Below are 19,862 nucleotides of genomic sequence, written 5' to 3'. Positions count from 1 at the left end.
TTCGCATTAGATATAAAATATTCGCTTAGTATCTAATTTATAAAGAGCGGATTCGGGCGGTTCCATTACCTTTGCGTTTTCGTTTTTAAGCCTATGCAACTTTCTGCGCTTTCCGCAATTTCGCCGATTGATGGCCGCTACCGCCGTCAAGTCCAGTCACTGGCCTCTTATTTTTCGGAATGGGGATTGATCCGGTACCGTATCCGGGTTGAGATTGAGTATTTTATCGACCTCTGTGAACTGCCGCTCCCTCAGTTGAAAGACATTGACCGGGAGGTTTTTCCGAAGCTGCGGACTCTGTACGAAAACTTTTCAGAAGCCGATGCGCTGCGCATCAAGGAAATTGAGCGGGAAACCAACCACGACGTGAAGGCCGTCGAATATTTCATCAAGGAAAAACTGGCCGATCTGAATATTGCCGATTACCTGGAATTTATCCACTTCGGTCTGACCTCGCAGGACGTCAACAATACCGCTACGCCGTTGCTTCTGAGCGATGCGCTGGAAATGGAGGTTGAGCCGCAATACCGGGAAGTGTTCATCAAATTGCAGGAACTGGCCGAGCAATGGAAAACCGTGCCCATGCTGGCCCGAACCCACGGCCAACCCGCTTCACCGACCCGGCTGGGCAAGGAAATCCTGGTTTTCTGCGAACGGATTGAAAAGCAGCTCTACTTGCTGACCGACATTCCGGCAGCGGCCAAATTTGGGGGAGCCACCGGCAATTTCAACGCCCACAACATCGCCTATCCGGATATTGACTGGAACGGGTTCGGAAATAAATTTGTGCAAAAGCTCGGCCTGGAACGCAGCCAGCATACAACGCAAATTGAACACTACGATATGCTGGCGGCCACACTCGACACCTTCAAGCGCCTGAATACGATTCTGATTGATCTCAACCGGGATATATGGACGTATATTTCGATGAACTACTTCAAACAGCAGATCAAGGCGGGCGAAGTGGGCTCATCGGCCATGCCGCACAAAGTCAACCCGATTGATTTTGAAAATTCGGAGGGAAATCTGGGCATTGCCAACGCCCTGTTCGAACACCTGTCCGCCAAACTGCCCATCTCACGGCTGCAACGCGACCTGACCGACTCCACGGTTCTGCGCAACCTGGGCGTACCGTTTGCCCATTCGATCATCGCGTTGAAATCACTGCTGAAAGGGCTGGGCAAACTTCAGCTCAACGAAGCCGCTATTCAGGCCGATCTGGAAGAGAACTGGGCGGTTGTTGCCGAAGGGATTCAGACCATTCTCCGGCGCGAGGGTTATCCGAAACCGTACGAAGCTCTGAAAGACCTGACCCGCACAAACGAGAAAATCACCGCCGACACCATCGCCCGGTTTATCGACGGTCTGAACGTTTCCGAGAACGTCAAAGCCGAGTTGCGGGCGATTACACCGTATTCGTATACGGGAATCTAAAGCATAATCAGTAACATATCTTACAAGCCGAATAGCCCCTGTGTTTTGCCGCAGACACTGTTATTCGGCTTATTTTATGACTGCATCGCTTTAGTCCCCGGCATTCGTAAGAATGATACGCGTAGGCACTTCGGCTCTCACAAATCAGGACCTTGGATTCGGTCCTGTAGGATAAGGTGCTGGCCGATAACAGGAGGATTGATAGAAGTTTTCTCATTTCACGATTTTTAGCCGTTAAATCGGATGATGTAAAACGAAAAAACCGTCAGTGGTATGTTGACGGTTTTTTCATTTATAAGAGGTTAGCTTATGACTTCGACAACTCCGTGGCCCTGGTCTGGGCGGCTTTTATACCGGCGATGAGCGTATCGGCCAATCCACCTTCTTCAAACCGTTTCAGAGCCGCTTCGGTCGTACCGCCTTTAGACGCTACGGCTTTGATTAGATCGTCCAGCGATTTGTCGGCATTATTAATGAGATGGAACGACCCCAACATGGTTTGTTTCACCAGCAATGCCGCAACGGACTCATCGAACCCCATTTGCTTACCGGCTTCGACCATCGCTTTGACAAGGTAATAGAAATAAGCCGGGCCGCTGCCGCTGAGCGCCGTAACGGCATCGAGCAGGGCTTCATCTTCCAGAAAAATCGACCGGCCCGTGGCATTGATCAGGTTTTCTACCTTCCGTAAATTGGTCAGGTCAACTTCTTTGGCCGCCGTAAAACCGGTGATACCCATGCCCAGCATGGCGGGCGTATTGGGCATGGCGCGGATGACCAGCCGATGGTCTAATTTTTCCTGAATAGTGGCAATCGGAATACCGGCCATGATCGACAGAATGACCTGCTGCGGCTGAATGGTTTCCCGCAAAGCATCCTGTAAACTGTTAAAATCCTGCGGCTTAACCGAAAGAATAATTAAATCGACTTCCGAAATCCGGGGGCTGATGGTATCAACCACGACGCCCGTTTTCTCAGCTTTTAAGGCTTCGCAACGATTGGCGCTTTTTTCGATGAGCAACAGGTTTTCTTTTTTTACCAGATCATACTGTAAAAACGACTTGGCAAACGCCATTCCCATGTTGCCGCAACCGACAATAGCAATTTTCATAAGAAACAGTTGGTGAGTTTACGGTTAAAAGTCTTCAATACTAACCAAAAACTCTAAACTCTACACCATTAACCATAAACGGTTATTTATCCAGAATTTCGCTTAACTTTTGCTCCAGCGCCTGCCCCCGCAGATTTTTGGCAATAATTTTACCTTCCTTATCCAGCAGGTAGGTTGTAGGAATCACCTGAATCGAATATTGCTGAGCCACCGGCGCACTTCCGTTCTTCTTGCCCAGCACGTTCGTCCAGATCATTCCGTCGGCCTGCACGGCTTTCAGCCACTTATCCCGGCTGTCGTCGAGCGAGATGCTGTATACTTCAAAGCCTTTGTCTTTATATTTGTTATACACCCGCACGACATTCGGATTCTCCTGCCGGCAGGGGCCGCACCACGACGCCCAGAAGTCGATCAGCACATATTTACCCCGCAACGACGACAGACTAACTGGCTGGCCCTGGGCATTTTCCAGCGTAACATCCGGCGCCAGGGCTCCTTCCACAATGGCGACCTGATTGGCCTGGGCCGTCGTTTCGGCCTTCGTCATGTTTACAAAGTTGATAAACGCCTGTGCCTGTTTGCTCTTGATACCCGCCTGCTGCATCTTCTGCGCCAGCGATTCATACATATCAAAATGCTCTTTTGGGTCCAGGTACTTGAGCGAGATCATGGCAACCGTCGAAGTCCCCATCTGCGGAATCATCGCCTTGACGGTTTCGATCACCTTCTGGTTTTCGGTAACTACTTCCTGGTCAATGGCCTGCCCGGCTTTGAAATCGTTTTTGGAAGCTGCCGCTGCCGCCCGTTTCTGCCACGCCTTGTGTTTTTCCCGCATCATGACATCAATCTCCACGATTTTCGGGTAAAACTCCATGTTGACGGATCCCTTAACCTGTAGCTTACTTTTGTCTTTCGCGTCGGCCGTAACCGTCAGGTTTTCACCGCCATCAACGAGCAGGCTCGAAACCTGCTCGTTGGCCAGATTGAGCTTGTAGAAACTCCCGCCGTTGAGTTCGCGCCCTTTGAGGGTAAATTTCCCTTCAGCGTCGATCTGCGTCGAATCCAGCTTTCTGGAAAGCTGCTCATTTGTTTCCAGATACGCCTTGCTGCCCGGCTTAAAGTTCTGCACCGTACCGCTGACCGTAAATTCTTTGCCTGCACTCTGCGCCAAAGCCGTCCACGGCAAGGCCAAAGCCATCAAAACGGCGAAACCAATCCGATTTTTTTTCATCTTACCTGTACAGTTATAACGGAGAAGACAACGATTTTTGAAGCAACTCATTGGTTAGCTTGGGGTCGGCGCTGCCTTTTGATTTTTTCATCACCTCGCCCACAAACAAACCCAGCAGCCCTTTCTTGCCCTTTTTGTATTCCTTCACTTTATCGGGCCAGGCTGCCAGCACCTCATCTACCAACGTTTGTAACGTATCGGTATTGCTGTTTTGTAATAAATTCTGCTCCTGCGCCACCTGCTCCGCCGACTTTCCGGGTTGTTCAATCAAAACCGGGAAAATCCGCTGGCTGGCCGTCGAGAAGCTTACTTTTCCGGAATCCACCAGATTAATCAGCCCGGCCAGCGTTTCGGCCGAAACCGGAAACTGGCCGTCGCGCAGTGCTTTTTCGGTCAACTGCGCTTTAACCGGCCCCATAATCCAGTTGGAAACGGCTTTGTAATGCGTTGTTTTCTGACTGACGGCTTCAAAATAATCGGCCAGTTCTTTCACATCGGCCAGCAGAGCAGCATCGTATTCGGGCAGCCCGTACTGATTCAGCAGCGTTTCATACCGTTCTTTCGGCAAGGCGGGCATGTTGGCGCGAATACCGGCCAGCCATTCGTCGGAAATGACGACCGGGCTCAGGTCCGGATCGGGAAAATACCGGTAATCGTTCATAGTTTCCTTCACCCGCATCCCGTGCGTCAGGCCCGTGTTGGCATCAAACATCCGGGTTTCCTGGATGATGGTTCCGCCTTTTTCAATCGTCTCAATCTGCCGCCGTAACTCACTTTCGATGGCCCGCTGCACGTTCCGGATCGAGTTCATATTTTTGATCTCGACCTTCGTACCGAATTCTTTCTGCCCCCACGGACGCACCGAAATATTCACATCGCAGCGCAGCGAGCCTTCTTCCATGTTGCCGTCGCAGATGTCCAGATACCGCACCAGCCGCCGAACTTCGGTCAGGTACGCTGCGGCTTCTTCGGCGCTCTGAATCACGGGCTCGGTTACCATCTCGATCAGGGGCGTTCCGGCGCGGTTATAATCCAGCAGGGTGTTCCAGTCGCTGTCGTGAATGCTTTTTCCGGCATCTTCTTCCAGGTGAATGTGGTGCAGCTGAACGGCTTTTTCAACGGTTTGCCCATTGGCATCCTTGAACTTGACGGGTATTTCGCCCCCAACACAGATCGGCGTTTTGTCCTGCGAAAGCTGGTAGCCTTTGGGCAGGTCGGGATAAAAATAGTTTTTACGGGCAAAAACCGTGTACTGCGTGATGGCCGAACGGCAGGCCAGCCCCATCCGAACCGCCAGTTCAACGGCTTTGCGGTTGAGTTTGGGTAAGGTGCCCGGATGCCCCAGCGTGATGACACTGATATTCGTATTTGGTTCGCTGCCGAACTGATTGGAGTCGGCGGCAAAAATCTTCGTCGCCGTCAGGAGTTGGCAATGTACTTCCAGACCAATCACCAGCTCGTATTTGGCCAGCACCTCTGCGGATACCGTCTTTTCAGCCGTTTCAGAAACCATGAACCTGTATTGTATTATAAATGAAGTTACTAAGCGGCAAAGATACGGTTAAAATCTCATTTCACTATTTAGGGGAGCCTTTGTAAAAAATGGCTTTCGCCGAACAACCCGGCTAGAAACCGTAACAAGAAAAGCAGTTTTCGGGAGGCTTGAAAACAGGTAACGATATGTCTGTAAACAGGTTATAAGGTTAATTATTGAAATGACCTGTAACCAAAAGCCAAAAAACGGCAACTACTAAATCGAATTTCGCTTATCTAACCCGATTTAGTCCACCTGTGAAAAGGGAAATATATATGCCCATAAATCGGGAATCAGGATGATACGGATAGCTTTTCCGCCCGCTCAAGCCAGGATGTGGGTAGCGCAGTAGGACCAGATGAAAACGGGTATTTCTGGCCCGAAAGTAAAACCCGTTTGTAAGCAGACAGTTGGCCGTTCATTTTTGAACGGTTCGGGTTCCCGACATTTTACGAGCTTTCATTTATAAAAACCCATAAACTCAGACCAGCAAACCCGTTCAATTCGAGCTTCGGGCGAATAGGCGAATAAAAGAAAAGGGGGATGATCTCCTCCAAAAAACGGGTGGTAGTACTGCGATTGGCGTATTGAAGTATAAAAACAGGTATTGGTCGACGGCCCCGCTCTCCATTGGGAACGGGCAATTACCGGCGGGGTTCAACAATTTTAAATACTGCTCCAGCGAAACCGTACGTAGGTTTGGGCCAGTAAGGCAATCTTTTTCATGTCCGGTACCCGCACCCGCTCTTCCTGAATCCGCGAAGCAGGCACCTGCTTGATTTTGTTAAACAGGGTCCGGTAGTACGTATAAGCCAGATGCACGCCCATCCGGGCACCGCGCGGCAGGTTCATGATCCCCACGTAGGCATCGTCGAAATCACGCTGGATATCGTCTTCAATCAGCTGTTTGGCGTCCCGGCTAAAGTCGGTGAAATCAACGCCCGGGAAATAGACCCGGCCCCGGTCAACAAAATCGCTTTTCAGATCACGCAGGAAATTCACTTTCTGGAAAGCCGCCCCCAGCTTTCGGGCCGGTTCTTTCAGCCGGTCGAACATGGCCATATCCCCTTCGCAAAACACCCGCAGACACATCAGCCCCACCACTTCCGCCGAACCGTAGATGTACTCCTGGTAGCGGTTTTCGCTGTATTCGTTGAAATACAGGTCCATTTCCATGCTTTTCAGAAACGAATCGATCAGTTTCCGCTCGATACGGTATTCTTTTACCACCCGCTGAAAGGCGTGCAGAATCGGGTTTAAACTGATTCCCTGTTCGAGTGCCTCGTACGTGTCGGCTTTAAACTTTTCAAGCAAATATTTCTGGTCGTAGTCGTAAAACGTGTCCACGATCTCGTCGGCGTAGCGAACAAAACCGTAGATGGCGTAAATTGGATAATGGAATTTCCGGTCTAACGTTTTAATACCCAGCGTAAATGAGGTGCTGTAGTGTTCGGTGACCAGTTTGCTGCATTCTACCGAGGTGCGATTGAATAGTTCGATCATTGGGTTAGTGGCTGGGCTGCTCCTTCCCGACCCGGTCTGAAACAGCAATTAATAATTCCATTTATACGACACATTTCTTATCCAAATTCTTTCTTTACTTCGTCGGCCACTACCAGTCCAGAAATCAGGGAGGGCGGTACACCCGGACCCGGAACCGTCAATTGGCCCGTGTAAAACAAGTTGTTGACCCTTTTGTTCTTCAGACCCGGCTTTAAAATAGCCGTTTGCCGCAGGGTATTCGCCAGCCCGTAGGCATTTCCCCGGAAAGCATGGTAATCCGCAATGAAATTGCTGTGGGCGTAACTCCTTTTGAAAATCACGTGATTCCGGACATTTTCACCCACGTAAGCTTCCAGCCGGTCCATCACGAGGTTGTAATAATGCTCCCGGGTTTCCTCCGGGTCGTTCAGATCCGGCGCTACCGGAATCAGAATAAACAGGTTTTCCATACCGGCCGGGGCCACTGTCGGGTCGGTTTTCGACGGGGCCGACACATAAAACAACGGTTTGGTGGGCCACTGCGGTTTTTCGTAAATCTCAATTGCGTGCTGCCCAAAATCCTCGTCGAAAAATAAGTTATGGTGCTGCAAACGGGGCACCCGCTTTCTAACGCCGAGATAAAATAGCAACGACGACGGAGCCAGAACCCGGCTATTCCAGTAACGATCGTCGTAGTTACGGTATTCAGGGGCCAGTAATTTGCTGTCAACGTGCTGGTAATCGGCTCCGGCCACCACCACATCGGCTTCAAAAGTGCCCTGATACGTCTCTACCTTGTTGGCTATACCATTTGTTACACCTATTTGTTTGACCGGATGATTCAATACTATTTTTACCCCCTTCTCTTCCGCAAGCTTCACCATCGCTTTCACAATCTCGTGCATTCCCCCCATCGGATACCAGGTTCCCATCGAAATTTCGGCGTAGTTCATCAGGCTATACAGCGCCGGGGTATTCTGGGGCGTAGCGCCAAGAAACAAAATCGGAAATTCCATCAACTGTAACAGCCGCTCATTGCTGAAATATTTACGAATGTGGCTCGCAAACGATTGAAACACATCCAGCCGCATTGCATCCTGAAGCAGTTTTAAACTCATGAACTCAGTCACCCGCCGACTGGGCTTCCAGACAAACTGGTTGATACCCACATCGTATTTATAAGCCGCCTGTTTCAGAAAATCGAGCAGGCGCCGACTGGCCCCCGGTTCCATCGCTTCAAAAACCGCCTGCAACTTGTCAAGACCGGCGGGCAGGCTTACGGCGTCGCCGGGACCAAAAATGACGTTATACGATGGGTCAAGGCGAACGAGCTTGTAATAGTCTGACGGCTTTTTGCCAAAACGACCAAAATAGGTTTCAAAAACGTCGGGCATCCAGTACCAGCTCGGCCCCATATCGAACGTGAAGCCGTTCTGCCGAAACACCCGGGCGCGCCCCCCGGCCTGATCATTTTTCTCCAGAACCGTAACATCGAACCCCTTGTCGGCCAAACTGGTAGCGGCCGATAAGCCCGCGAATCCGGCTCCAATAACAATAACTTTTTTTGCCATAACTGCCCCTAACCTCTTAGAGGATTTTAAGTGATGGTTTCTAATCCCTCCGTAGAGTCGGAACTGAGAAATACCGGTTGACAAGCCAATAGACACAAAAAAGACGGATTGAAAAAATCCGTCTCCTCCCCAAACCAAAAAAGTTAGACGGAAACCATCTAACTTTTCGGAACCTTCCTCTTTTTTAACCAAAAACTACTCAATCAAATGTCTTTCAAGATGGTAGACGAGAGATAAGAGATAAAAGATGGGTACTTTAATTATGTCTTTTATCTCTCGTCTATCCTCTACTATCTATTTATAATTAACCCTGATAAGCGTAGACTTTCAATTTGTCTTTCAGCTCTTTACGGGCAATGTGAATGCGGTTTTTCACCGTTCCGATGGGGATATCCAGCCGGGCTGCAATTTCGTGGTATTTAAAGCCCCGGAAGTGCATCATAAACGGTGTGCGGTACGTATCGTCCAGTGCATTAACAGCCCGGTTGATGTCGTCCTGAGCGAATGATGAATAAGCCAGGTTGTCGGTGCTGCTTTCCGTCGAGTTAATGTAATGCAGGTTGTCTGTTGTATCGATGAAGGTATTTTTTCTCACCATCCGCTGGTAGTTGGTGATGAAGGTATTTTTCATGATGGTATACAACCACGCTTTGAGATTCGTACCATCCGTATATTTATCGCGGTTTGTGAACGCTTTCAGTAAAGTATCTTGTAACAAGTCGTTTGCATCTTCTACGTCTTTCGTTAAACGAAGCGCAAATGGCTTCAGCGACTTAGAAACTTTGCCGATGTTGTAGGTAAATTCAAGAGCTGTCATGATCTATAAGTCGTTAAGTCGTTATTGTTGAACCAAGTCTGCTTACCTATTAGACAACAATGCAACCAAAATCGCAACTCGATTAATTAGCTCGAACTCAATCCCGCATAAACCCCTGAATTACAGCCGATTGAAATATTATAAATGAGAAAGTGGGCCGAGTGTGCCAAAGGATATCAAAGAACGATTTGTGGCCTTTTTTCTACAATGTGTGGAACCACACACCACACTTTGTTTAAGTTTTGACCAAATTTAGTTAAACAAAGCTCCAAAACAAGCTTTTTGGCCGCTTTATTCCGGATGCCAACGCCTGTTTTCGTCGAATAAAAAGAAATTTATATGCAACTAGGTTGCAAAATAATGTAACTTTGCCCATTCAGAATTTCTGTAACTACCTGAAAGTGAAGCCTGGTCATTTATTATTTCTTTTATTTGTTCCCCTACTGCTAACAGTGGGAATCTTGTTCCCCACTTTTGCACAACATCCCTGCGATTGTTTTATAAAAGGAGTGGTGCTCGACCGGGATAGCCGCCAGCCCATTCCCGGTGCGGCCGTTTTTATTAAAGAATTACAAAAAGGAACCCTGACCGATGCCGAAGGGCATTACCGGATCGACCAGCTGTGCCAGGGACAATACACGGTGGTTAGCAGCATTTTAGGGTATAAGCAGGTGGCCCAGTCCGTGACGCTGGTTCATACGTCCGAGCAAAACGTGCTGCTGACGGAAGACGATATTCATTTGCAGGATGTGAATGTAACGGCGCAGCGGGCCACGGCGCTCAGCAGTCAGACGGTTTCGCAACTGGAAGGCAAGGCGCTCGACCAAACCCGCGGCCAGTCGCTGGGTGATGCCCTGCGGACTGTTACGGGCGTAACCACCCTGCAAACCGGCTCGTCGATTGCCAAACCTGTTATCCACGGTATGCACAGCAACCGCATCCTGATTCTGAACAACGGTATCCGGCAGGAAGGCCAGCAGTGGGGCTCCGAACACGCACCCGAAATTGATCCCTTCGTGGCTAACCGCCTTACCGTCATTAAGGGAGCTGCGGGCGTTCGCTTTGGCTCCGATGCCATTGGCGGGGTGATTCTCGTCGAACCGGCTCCGCTACCCACCACCAAAACCGTTCACGGCGAACTGAATCTGGCCGGTTTTACCAACGGGCGGCAGGGTGTGGCTTCGCTGCAAACAGAAGGCGGCTTTGGCAAGAGGTTCGGCTGGCGGGTGCAGGGAACGCTCAAACGGGGCGGCAACATCCGCACACCCCGGTATTTTCTGGACAATACCGGCATTTCGGAGCAGAACGTTTCGGCTGCGCTGGGTTACCGCTCGGCCCGGCTTCGTTCCGAGCTTTATTACAGCCGGTTTGCAACCCGACTGGGTATCTTTTCGGGTTCGCACATTGGCAGCCTGAGCGACCTTCAGGCCGTGCTTGAGAAGGGGGAACCCATCGTCAAATCCGGTTTTTCGTACGCCATCAATCGGCCCTACCAACAAATTGTCCACGACTTGCTGAAGTGGAAAACCGACTGGAAACTGGCGTCGGGGGGCACCTGGAGTCTGACACTGGCCCGGCAGCTTGACGACCGGATGGAATACGACCTGCACCGCCCCCGGAACGATTCGCTGGCGGCCCTCAACCGCCCGGAGCTCCGCTTTCGGCTGACAACCTACACCGGTGATTTGATTTTTGAGCACAAGCCCCTCGCCAACAAATTGACCGGCAGCGTGGGTATCAGCGGTTTTTATCAGTTTAATATCATGAACGGCCGCCCGTTGATTCCGAATTTCCGGACGTATAATGCCGGTATTTTCTGGATTGAAAAACTAAAGCTGAACCGCTGGGAATACGAAGCCGGGCTTCGCTATGACTACCGGCATATGCAGGTGTTCCGGTATGAAAACCGGGTGCTGGAAAAACCGCTGTTCGTGTTCCGGAATTTTTCGGGAACCGTCGGGGCGACGTATTCAATAAATGATCAATGGACGGCGCGGTTCAACGCCGGAACCTCCTGGCGCGCCCCGAACGTAAGCGAACTGTTCAGCGACGGTGTTCACCACGGCGCAGCGGCTTACGAACTCGGCGACCGAACCCTGCAACCCGAAGTGGCTTACAACCTGAATCTAAGCACGGAGTATACGGGCAAAAAAGTGCAGGCCGAAGTGGGTCTGTTTTACAACACCATTCGGGATTACATCTACCTGAAACCGCAGGCCGAACCGGTTCTGACCATCCGGGGGGCTTTTCCGGCTTTCAAATACACGCAAACCGACGCCCTTTATGCAGGACTGGATGCCAGCCTGACGACAGTTTTGTTACCGAAACTGAGCGGAACATCCAAGTTATCGCTGCTGCGGGTGCAGGATGTTGTTCTTGATCAGCCCATTGTCATGACTCCGCCAAACCGTTGGGAAAACAGTCTGCGTTATGACCTCGGCAAGTGGGCCGGGCTCCAGGACGTTTTTGTGGGTGCGGGTAATTTGTGGGTAGCCCGGCAAAACCGGGTTCCGGGCGGGCCGCGTTCAGCCACCAGCGATTTTATTCCACCCCCGCCCGCCTATTCACTCTGGAATCTGACCGCCGGTTTTGCCATTCCGGTATCAGAAAAACGTCAGCTTGACGTCGGAATTACGGTTACCAATCTATTCAATACCGTATACCGCGATTACATGAACCGCTTCCGGTATTATGCCGACGACCCGGGCCGTAATGCGTCCGTACGACTGAAGTGGAAATTTTAAGGTGTGTAATAAAACGCCAGCGGATCGGCGTATTGAAACGGGTAACCGATGGTTTTGATTAATTTTTCGGGACTGACAATTTTATAAGGAGCGGGTTCCGATGGTTCGGCAAACGTCGGGGTTTCGTAGCCGAAATCGGCGCAGTTTTGCCGGTAAACGGCTTCACGCGTCGGATGTTCGGGCGCTACCACGTTGAAAATCTGCCCCGGCTGCGGATTGTTCAGAAAAGCCGTGATGATTTGAATACCGTCGTCGCGGTGAATGTAATTGACCGGAACGGACCCCGTGGTTAAGCCCTGCTTACCGGCTACATAACGGCCTGGAATCCGGTTGTAACCCAACAACCCGCCAAACCGTAACACCGTCGAATGGCCCAGCCCCAGAACGGTTTGTTCGGCTTCAACAAACGCCGGAGAAAGGGATTGATTGGGAGTCATCACATCGTCTTCAACAACCATCCGGTTTAAATCCGGATAAATAGACGTAGAACTGACGTAAAGGATGTACGGTATTTTCGCCCCGGTTTGCCGCAGGGCATCGGCCACGGCCCGGATTTGCTGAGGATGAAAAACATCGCCCTGCTGTCCGGCTTTGGGCGGAATGTTGATGATCAGGGCATCGGTATCGAGGAAGTCGGCCAGATCATCCCCTTCCGGCGTTGGCGTCAGGCGAAGCTCATACGGTTTAATGCCCCGTTTCCAGAAAATTGGCAGTTTTTCCTTCGAGGTAGTGCTTCCTTTGACTACGTAGCCGCTATCCAGCAACCGCTCGGCCAGCGGAAAGCCCAGCCAGCCGCACCCTAAAATACTGACGGTTTCGATTTTCATTTGGTGTTGGTTTCAGCGAGTTTATGAGCGCCAGCCACAAGTTCATCAATTGGGCTCTGGCTATTGGTCAGCAGGATAACTGCAATCTGGCGTGACGGATTGAAAGCCACGTAGGTAACAAAACCGCCGGTGCCACCCTGATGCCAGAACCAGGGCCGCGCGTCCTCCGAACGGCGGTGCCAGCCCAGCCCGACAGCGGTGTTTCCGTTCGTAAATGTCGTTTGCTGGGTCGCTTTCATGGCTTCAACCAGTTTTTTCGGTCCTTTGCCCAATTCGGCTTTCAGATACGGAACCAGATCATTGACCGAAGACCGGAGTGCGCCCGCACCCGCCAGCGCCTGAAACTCCCACGACGACGCCGGGTTGCCTTTGGCATCATTTCCCTGCGCAAACCGCTTTTTATCCGGCTCATTCAGGGTCAGCACGGTATGCGCCATACCTAACGGTTTGGCAATGCGCTCTTTTACAAGCTCCTCGTACGTTTTTTTGTTTACCGTTTCCAGAACAGTACCCAACAGCCCCACCGCCAGATTGGAATATTCGTATTCCTTCCCCGGCTGACGCGATAGGGTGGCCGTTTTGAGGTAGGTATAAAGTAATTTCTGGTCGTAGTGTTTGTACGGGTTATTCATGTCCGTAGCGGTTGAAAAGAGATTAGTCGGGAGCCGGGGCAAACCGGAGGTATGATTGGCCAGCGTTTTCAGCGTAACAGGAATGCCGTCTTTCTGCAACTTCGGGATGGAGTCGGGTAGGTACTTGTTCACGGGATCATCCAGTTTAACCAGCCCACGCTGGACGGCATCAGCCAGTAGCGTCGCCGTAAACGTTTTGCTGATCGAGCCAATTTCAAACAGCGTATTTGCATCCGGAAGCTGGCCATTTCCTTTGGCAGTTTCTCCGTAATTGTACGTAAACAGACTGTCATTGCGAAGAATACCAATGCTCAGCCCGACGGTATTTGCTTTTTTGATGTATGCCCGAGCCACCGCATCGACCTGTTGATCAAAATTTGTTTTGAGCAGATTGCTGGTCGGCACGGCCGACGTTTTATCGGCAACATCAGCTTCATAGGGTTTGAATAGAAAGGTATGAATTTTGCCGGCTTTATCACGACTGATGTAAAAATCGATCAGCCCCTTGTCGAACGTCGCCTTGTAGCGGGCCACCCCGTCTTTGACACTCCGGCGCTCGGCGGATTGCCAGGTTCCTAACTGCGCTTTCAGGCCCTGAGAGATCTGGGAAAACTGAGCCGCTGAAATCTGGCCATGAAACGCATCGCCCATCAGGGCATAGAGCGAATCGGGTTGCTGGCGGTTGTAATACCGTCTGGACGTTTCCGTCAGCGAATCAAGCGGGGCGGTTTCCGGCGTTTGGGCAGCTGACGAAAGTGTAATCAGCAAAAGAAGGAAGAAGGAATAGTTCATCGGGGCGGAGCTGGATTTCTCAAAAATAACTTTTCGCCTTCATTAATACCACTCTTGTTTGATTAACCGGTTGCCTATCAACACAACCTCAATAAAATACTATTCCTGCAAAAAATAATTTTATTGCACCTGCCAAACGTTTAGTAAAAATAAATCCATCAAACAGAATATAAATTCATAAAAATGGCCTGGAATTTGTATTTTATACCAAGAATCGTAAATTCACAAATAGATATGAACCGACTCGTTTTTCCTGATGTCTTAGCATATTCACAAATAACCGTAACTACCTGTAAATCATGAAAGAGGAAGTGGAGCTGATACCGAACATTTACAATTATTGCGATTCTTGGTGTGAACGCTGCCCGTTTACCAAGCGGTGCCAGAATTTTGCAAAGCAACATCCGGAAGGGTTAAAACAGTCGAGTATGGATGCGGAAACGCTGGTGAGCCGGTTGATGGAAACCCTTGAACTAACCAAAAACTATGTCGAAAAAGCCCGCCAGCAACGTGTCCTGCCGGAACACCGGGCCATCGAAGAAGAAACAAAAGCCGTTGCTCCCGCCAAAGAGTCAGCCGGAAACCCGCTGACTGCGTTGTGCGACGATTATCTTCGTCAAACGGCGGCCTGGTTGAAGCAGGAAAAAAACCTGCTGGAGCAAGCCGGTCATCAACAGGCTTTTGAAACAAATCTGGGCCTACGGACAGAACAGGAAGCCATCGATTTGCTGAATAAACTAAAAGACGCCTGGGAAATCATCAAATGGTACCGTACGCTGATCCCGGTCAAGGTTGTATCGGCGCTACAGGTCAATAGCGGCCTGAATCGTACACCCACTCTTCAGGCTTATTTCAACGGCAAAGCCAAACTGGTGCTGGTGAGCGTTGATCAGTCATTACTGGCCTGGCACACGCTGCTGGAAAATTATCCGGAGAAAACCGATGATGTGCTGGATATGCTGGTGCTGCTCGGCCGCATCCGGCAACAGATGGAAGAAGCCTTCCCGGAAGCACGGAATTTTCAGCGGCCCGGACTGGATTAATTTCCATACCTACCTTCTTTAGAAATGAAATGGCCCGGCATATAACCGGGCCATTTCATTTTCGATAAAGTCTTTTAGAGCTATTTTTTCTTAATCACAAATTCTACGCGCCGGTTCGTCTGCCGCCCTTCTTCCGTATCGTTGGTGGCCACCGGCCGTGCTTCGCCGTACCCTTTGCTGCCAACCCGGTCGGGTTCGATGCCCTTGCCGATAAAGTATTCACGGACGGCATCGGCGCGGTCCTGCGACAGTTTCAGGTTTATTTCGTTCGATCCGGTATTATCCGTATGCCCACCCACTTCGACGATTAGCTTCGGATTCTCGTTAAATGTGTTCACCATCCGGTCCAGTTCCGGGAACGACTCGTCGCGCAGGGTGGCTTTCCCCACATCGAAGAAAATGTTGTTCAGCCGCACGGCCCGCCCAACCTCAATCGGAATCAGGTTCAGTTCCTTGCCTTTGATTTCCTGAAAGCCTTTGGCCTCGGTCAGGTCGATATTGCCTCCCTCGGCAATGAAATTGGGCGCTACGGCCCGCATACTGTATTTCTTGCCATAGGGCAACACAATTTTATACTCGCCCGTCACCGGGTCGGACGTGGCTTCACCGGCTTCCGATCCATCGGGCAAGGTTTGGTAAACCACCCGGGCTTCAACAGGTTTGCCGGTTTTCTGGTCGATCACTTTACCGCTCACCAACACCACCGGATCGGGACGAACCTCTTCCGGAACGGTTTTGTCTTCGGGATTCGATTCATCGCGGAGCTTGATCCGTACAATATCGCCTTTGCCGAGCGTATTTTTGAAACTGGTCATGTAGGCATATTCGCCCGAAGCGGCCACGGAGTAATAGGCATCATACCCGTCGGTGTTGATTGCCGGGCCCAGATTCACCGGTTTTGACCAGTGCTTCCAGGTCTTATCGACCCGCTTGCAGACGTAAATGTCGTTGCTGCCGGACCCTCCCGGACGATCACTCGAAAAATACAGGGTGGCTCCGTCGGCTGCCAGAAAAGGCGTTGTTTCGGTTCCATCGGTATTTACTTCCGGACCCAGGTTCAGCGGTTTACTCCAGGAACCGTCTTTCTGGCGAAAGCTGACGTAAATGTCATCTTCCTTGCTGTTCTTTTTCTCACTGAACGCCATGACCAGCACTTTCCCATCGGCCGAAAGATAGCCGCAGTCGTACTGCCCTTTGCTCATGCGCTCGTAATTGGGAATGTTTAGTTTTTGCGGGGGCGACCAGCCACTCGCGGTTCGTTTGCTGGTCGAAAAGCCGCGGGTTTCATAATTGCCGTTTGTATAAGCCCCCTTGATGAGCATCGTATTGCCGTCGGGCGTGATGCTGTAGGCGCAGTTGTACTCATCTTTATTAAGGGGAGCAGCCATCCGGCGCGCCGGACTCCAGCGATCGCCCTCCAGCAACTCCGCATACCAGATATCCTGGCTGCCTTTGTTACCGTGGGTATTCTGCGGATGGCTAATGCGGGCGAAATATAAAGTCCGCCCGTCAGGTGAAATAACGGGATTGACTTCGTTGTATTCCGAATTAATCTGATTACCCAGATTTTCGACTTTTAACGGAGCGTTCTGCTGAGCAAAGGCTAACGGCATGATTAGCCCCAAAATTCCAGTCAGCGTACAAATCCGAAGGTTCATTGACAACGGCGTAGAGGTTAATAGAATAAGAACGTAGAAGTACTACGGATTATTTACCAGCAATCCGTTCAATTCGGATGCCACACTCGTAAAGCGGCCTATTTTTTGCTATAAAATATTTCTAAAATCGATTGCACGGCCCCTTATATATAAAAATAATTTCACCAAATTTATATCCGTAATTTTTGCTACAGATGGACCCTTTCAGAAAAAGGAAAAAGAAGCAGATGCCGTTTCCTGCCGTGTCGTCCTACCGTGATCTCATTCACCGGATCGTCAACGTGCTTTTGTGTCTGCTTGGGCTTACTGTTGGGTTTGATTATTTAACCAAAGGGCTGATGCTGGGGTGGTTATTTTTAGCCGTTTTCCTCTTTTTCCTGTTTGCACAGTTTGCCAGCCCAACCGATTACGACATTTAAACTTCCTGCTCCCAGACGGCTTCTATCTTCGCCAGCAACTCTTCGGCCGTTTCCGCGACAATAAGTAATTCCCGATTTTCGGCTTTCAGGAAACCATCATCCACCATTCGATCCAGTTGCTGGAGCAACAGGTCATAAAAACCGTTGATATTAAGGAGACCGATAGGTCCCTCGTAAAGCTTGAGCTGACGCCAGGTCAGGATCTCAAATAACTCATCAAATGTGCCATACCCACCCGGTAGTGCAATAACGGCTTTAGCCAGTTGCACCATTTTGAACTTCCGTTCGTGCATGGTTTCGACGAAGTGCAGTTCAGTGAGTGTGTTGTGGGCCACCTCCAGAGCGGCCAGAAAATTCGGGATAACACCGGTTACCTCCCCGCCGTTCGACAGGACGGTATCGGCGATAGCACCCATCAAACCGATGTTACCGCCCCCGTAAATAAGCCGGATTTCCTTTTCCGCAAATTGTTCGCCCAGCTTCCGAGCAGCTTCTCTATAAGCCGGATTTACACCCGGGTTAGAACCGCAATAAACGACAATACTTTTCATGCCGCAAAATACAATGGCAAATCGTCATTTCAATTCATCTACTTTGTGAGCGTTGCACTGATTGCTTTCCAGTCGACTTGCTTCACGATTTCGCTGGCAACGTCAAAGGGCGCTTTTATGGTTACAACCAGGTTTTCGATCAGCGTACCGCCCTTTTTGTACGAGTAATGATACAATTTATCTCCTTTCGGGTTTTTCTGTAAATTATTCTTCCAGTTGCCAAGCAGCACTACGGTTTCGGGCCGGGCGGCAATACCGCTTTCGTTGGGTTTCAGCGTAATCTGAAGCGCAAGCGGTGCGCCATTGACGGCAATTGTTTTGTACGACTCCACAAACCGGTTGCTAAGGGGTTCTTCCAAGCGGTAGTTGCCTGCATTCATTTCTACGTTTATATCAACGGTTGATTTTGCCAGATCGGTGGCCCGGTTTGGATCGGCTTCGCGGTAAACCGAATCCGTATTCATCACCAGCGAATGCTGCTGCTGTGTGGTGGTATCTCCAATGGCCTTGGCGCTGTCGGCCCGGGCTTTCTGCCGGTTAGCCGCCGAAGTTTGCAGGAAAGTCAAGTCATAGCGATCACCACAAATCCGGAAGATTTTACCGTATTCGTCGCTCAATTCCAGTTTGCCCAGCGAACTCCGTTCATCAAATACCTGCCAATCGCCCGCGGGCGGATTATTCCGAAATTGATTTTGCAGTTCTTTCACCACCTTTTCGTAAGCGGCATTCTGCGCGGGAGTTGGCGGATTACACTGCCCGAAAGCGGCTGTAATGCCAAGAGATAAAGCCAGTATCGGAAGAATAAGACGTTTCATGGGAAGAACGGTTTTATGAGAAATAACCCGCTGCCCTCTAAAAGGTTATTAAAATACCGTTTCCGTCGAACGCAAAAAAGCCAGACCACACGGGTCTGGCCTGTTTATTTTCTACCGCGTTAATTAATCAACAATGGAGCCGATGATGCTGCTGACCACCGACACGATGATACTGAATAACAACGCCCCGATAAAGTTGTCGACGCGGAAACCACCCACCAGCGAAGCCGCCAGATAGACCATCAGAACGTTAATGACGAGGTAAAATAATCCCAGCGTCAGGATCGTAATGGGAATGGTCAGGATGACTAAAATTGGTTTGAGAACGGCGTTTAACAAACCCAGTACAATGGCGACAATGACCGCCGTACCAAAACCGTCGACGTACACGCCGAATGATCTTAATACATAACTGGCAATCAATACCGCAACGGCACTGATCAGAATGCGTATGATAAGGCCCATAATGCGTTTTGTGTTTAATATTTGAGGACTAAAGTTGTATGAAAAAACAGGCAACTCCAATCTTCAAACCGGAAACGTTTGCGCATTGTTTAACGTCCTATTTTGCGTGTCGCTGCTGCAATACCGCAATGATGTCGTCCAGATCAATATTTTTTTGTTCGAGCAGGATCAGGTAGTGGTACAGCAGGTCAGCGGCTTCGCCCTTGAACAGATCGTCGTTGGCGTCTTTAGCTTCAATGACCAGTTCAACGGCCTCCTCCCCTACTTTCTGAGCAATTTTATTAACGCCTTTTTTGAAAAGCGAAGCCGTATAAGACCCTTCGGTCGGGTTTTGCTTCCGGTCACGAATCACGGCTTGCAGGTAATTGAGAAACAACCCTTTGCCCTGATTGACTTCGTTAAAGCAGGTATCGGCTCCGGTATGACAGGTCGGACCGGCGGGTTGCGCTTTAATCAGGAGCGTGTCGCCGTCGCAATCCACCCTGATTTCCCTGACGTGCAGGAAGTTATTGGAGGTTTCGCCCTTGGTCCAGAGCCGTTGTTTGCTACGGCTGTAAAACGTCACCACGCCTTCCTGCTGCGTTTTGTCGTACGCTTCCTGGTTCATGTAGCCGAGCATCAGCACTTTGCCCGTTTCGGCATCCTGAATGACGGCGGGGACCAGGCCATCGGTATTTTTAGTAAAATCAATCTTCATATTGCTGCCAGATGCAAACTGTTACGGTATTGACTACCG

17 protein-coding genes are annotated in these 19,862 nt (G+C 50.3%); 4 read left to right on the top strand and 13 right to left on the bottom strand.

Annotated elements, in window-relative coordinates:
• Positions 1 to 93: 93 nt before the first annotated feature.
• Entirely contained in the window at positions 94 to 1,434 is a 1,341-nt protein-coding gene (gene purB, locus LX87_RS01115) for an adenylosuccinate lyase (protein WP_111626334.1), read from the top strand.
• A 307-nt stretch (positions 1,435 to 1,741) separates the two neighbouring features.
• Here the strand turns inward: purB and proC are convergent, their stop codons facing one another.
• The 6 genes from proC to LX87_RS01085 form a co-directional block, all read right to left on the bottom strand.
• Positions 1,742 to 2,545 (bottom strand): pyrroline-5-carboxylate reductase, encoded by an 804-nt coding sequence (proC, locus tag LX87_RS01110; protein ID WP_111626333.1) that lies wholly within the window; start codon positions 2,543 to 2,545, stop codon positions 1,742 to 1,744.
• 82 nt (positions 2,546 to 2,627) lie between these two features.
• Complete coding sequence (locus LX87_RS01105) at positions 2,628 to 3,776, bottom strand: TlpA disulfide reductase family protein (RefSeq protein ID WP_111626332.1); 1,149 nt, start codon at positions 3,774 to 3,776, stop codon at positions 2,628 to 2,630.
• A gap of 13 nt (positions 3,777 to 3,789) precedes the next feature.
• Entirely contained in the window at positions 3,790 to 5,289 is a 1,500-nt protein-coding gene (gene gatB, locus LX87_RS01100; protein WP_111626331.1) for an Asp-tRNA(Asn)/Glu-tRNA(Gln) amidotransferase subunit GatB, read from the bottom strand.
• A 687-nt stretch (positions 5,290 to 5,976) separates the two neighbouring features.
• Positions 5,977 to 6,813 (bottom strand): phytoene/squalene synthase family protein, encoded by an 837-nt coding sequence (locus LX87_RS01095; protein ID WP_111626330.1) that lies wholly within the window; start codon positions 6,811 to 6,813, stop codon positions 5,977 to 5,979.
• A gap of 77 nt (positions 6,814 to 6,890) precedes the next feature.
• The gene (crtID, locus tag LX87_RS01090) at positions 6,891 to 8,363 is read right to left on the bottom strand and encodes a bifunctional phytoene desaturase/3,4-desaturase (RefSeq protein ID WP_111626329.1); all 1,473 of its coding nucleotides are present in this window, start codon (positions 8,361 to 8,363) and stop codon (positions 6,891 to 6,893) included.
• A 304-nt stretch (positions 8,364 to 8,667) separates the two neighbouring features.
• The gene (locus LX87_RS01085; protein ID WP_111626328.1) at positions 8,668 to 9,180 is read right to left on the bottom strand and encodes an RNA polymerase sigma factor; all 513 of its coding nucleotides are present in this window, start codon (positions 9,178 to 9,180) and stop codon (positions 8,668 to 8,670) included.
• 452 nt (positions 9,181 to 9,632) lie between these two features.
• Here LX87_RS01085 and LX87_RS01080 point away from each other — a divergent pair, with 452 nt between their 5' ends.
• The gene (locus LX87_RS01080; protein ID WP_229310507.1) at positions 9,633 to 11,924 is read left to right on the top strand and encodes a TonB-dependent receptor; all 2,292 of its coding nucleotides are present in this window, start codon (positions 9,633 to 9,635) and stop codon (positions 11,922 to 11,924) included.
• On the opposite strand, the gene LX87_RS01075 is transcribed toward LX87_RS01080, so the two are convergent.
• Positions 11,921 to 12,751 (bottom strand): SDR family oxidoreductase, encoded by an 831-nt coding sequence (locus LX87_RS01075; protein WP_111626327.1) that lies wholly within the window; start codon positions 12,749 to 12,751, stop codon positions 11,921 to 11,923. The two genes, LX87_RS01080 and LX87_RS01075, sit on opposite strands and share 4 nt — an antisense overlap.
• Positions 12,748 to 14,175, bottom strand: a complete 1,428-nt coding sequence (locus LX87_RS01070; protein ID WP_111626326.1) for a serine hydrolase domain-containing protein — start codon at positions 14,173 to 14,175, stop codon at positions 12,748 to 12,750. Before LX87_RS01070 ends, LX87_RS01075 begins: the two co-directional genes overlap by 4 nt.
• A 428-nt stretch (positions 14,176 to 14,603) precedes the next feature.
• Here LX87_RS01070 and LX87_RS01065 point away from each other — a divergent pair, with 428 nt between their 5' ends.
• The gene (locus tag LX87_RS01065) at positions 14,604 to 15,218 is read left to right on the top strand and encodes a hypothetical protein (RefSeq protein ID WP_229310506.1); all 615 of its coding nucleotides are present in this window, start codon (positions 14,604 to 14,606) and stop codon (positions 15,216 to 15,218) included.
• An 80-nt stretch (positions 15,219 to 15,298) separates the two neighbouring features.
• On the opposite strand, the gene LX87_RS01060 is transcribed toward LX87_RS01065, so the two are convergent.
• A complete protein-coding gene (locus tag LX87_RS01060; RefSeq protein WP_229310570.1) occupies positions 15,299 to 16,831 on the bottom strand; it encodes an OmpA family protein in 1,533 nt (510 codons plus the stop codon).
• A 272-nt stretch (positions 16,832 to 17,103) separates the two neighbouring features.
• Here LX87_RS01060 and LX87_RS01055 point away from each other — a divergent pair, with 272 nt between their 5' ends.
• The gene (locus LX87_RS01055) at positions 17,104 to 17,295 is read left to right on the top strand and encodes a hypothetical protein (protein WP_111626323.1); all 192 of its coding nucleotides are present in this window, start codon (positions 17,104 to 17,106) and stop codon (positions 17,293 to 17,295) included.
• Here LX87_RS01055 and LX87_RS01050 read toward each other — a convergent pair.
• From LX87_RS01050 to hisIE, 4 genes are all read right to left on the bottom strand, one after another.
• Positions 17,292 to 17,846, bottom strand: coding sequence for an LOG family protein (locus tag LX87_RS01050; RefSeq protein WP_111626322.1), 555 nt, complete (start codon positions 17,844 to 17,846; stop codon positions 17,292 to 17,294). The two genes, LX87_RS01055 and LX87_RS01050, sit on opposite strands and share 4 nt — an antisense overlap.
• Before the next feature lie 38 nt (positions 17,847 to 17,884).
• Positions 17,885 to 18,661, bottom strand: coding sequence for a hypothetical protein (locus tag LX87_RS01045; protein WP_111626321.1), 777 nt, complete (start codon positions 18,659 to 18,661; stop codon positions 17,885 to 17,887).
• A 123-nt stretch (positions 18,662 to 18,784) separates the two neighbouring features.
• The gene (locus tag LX87_RS01040) at positions 18,785 to 19,126 is read right to left on the bottom strand and encodes a phage holin family protein (protein ID WP_111626320.1); all 342 of its coding nucleotides are present in this window, start codon (positions 19,124 to 19,126) and stop codon (positions 18,785 to 18,787) included.
• A 97-nt stretch (positions 19,127 to 19,223) separates the two neighbouring features.
• Complete coding sequence (gene hisIE, locus LX87_RS01035; RefSeq protein WP_111626319.1) at positions 19,224 to 19,823, bottom strand: bifunctional phosphoribosyl-AMP cyclohydrolase/phosphoribosyl-ATP diphosphatase HisIE; 600 nt, start codon at positions 19,821 to 19,823, stop codon at positions 19,224 to 19,226.
• Positions 19,824 to 19,862 lie beyond the last annotated feature (39 nt).

It is taken from the genome of Larkinella arboricola, from assembly GCF_003259745.1.
GTDB lineage: Bacteria > Bacteroidota > Bacteroidia > Cytophagales > Spirosomataceae > Larkinella > Larkinella arboricola.
This window is presented reverse-complemented; position numbering and strand designations above follow the sequence as displayed.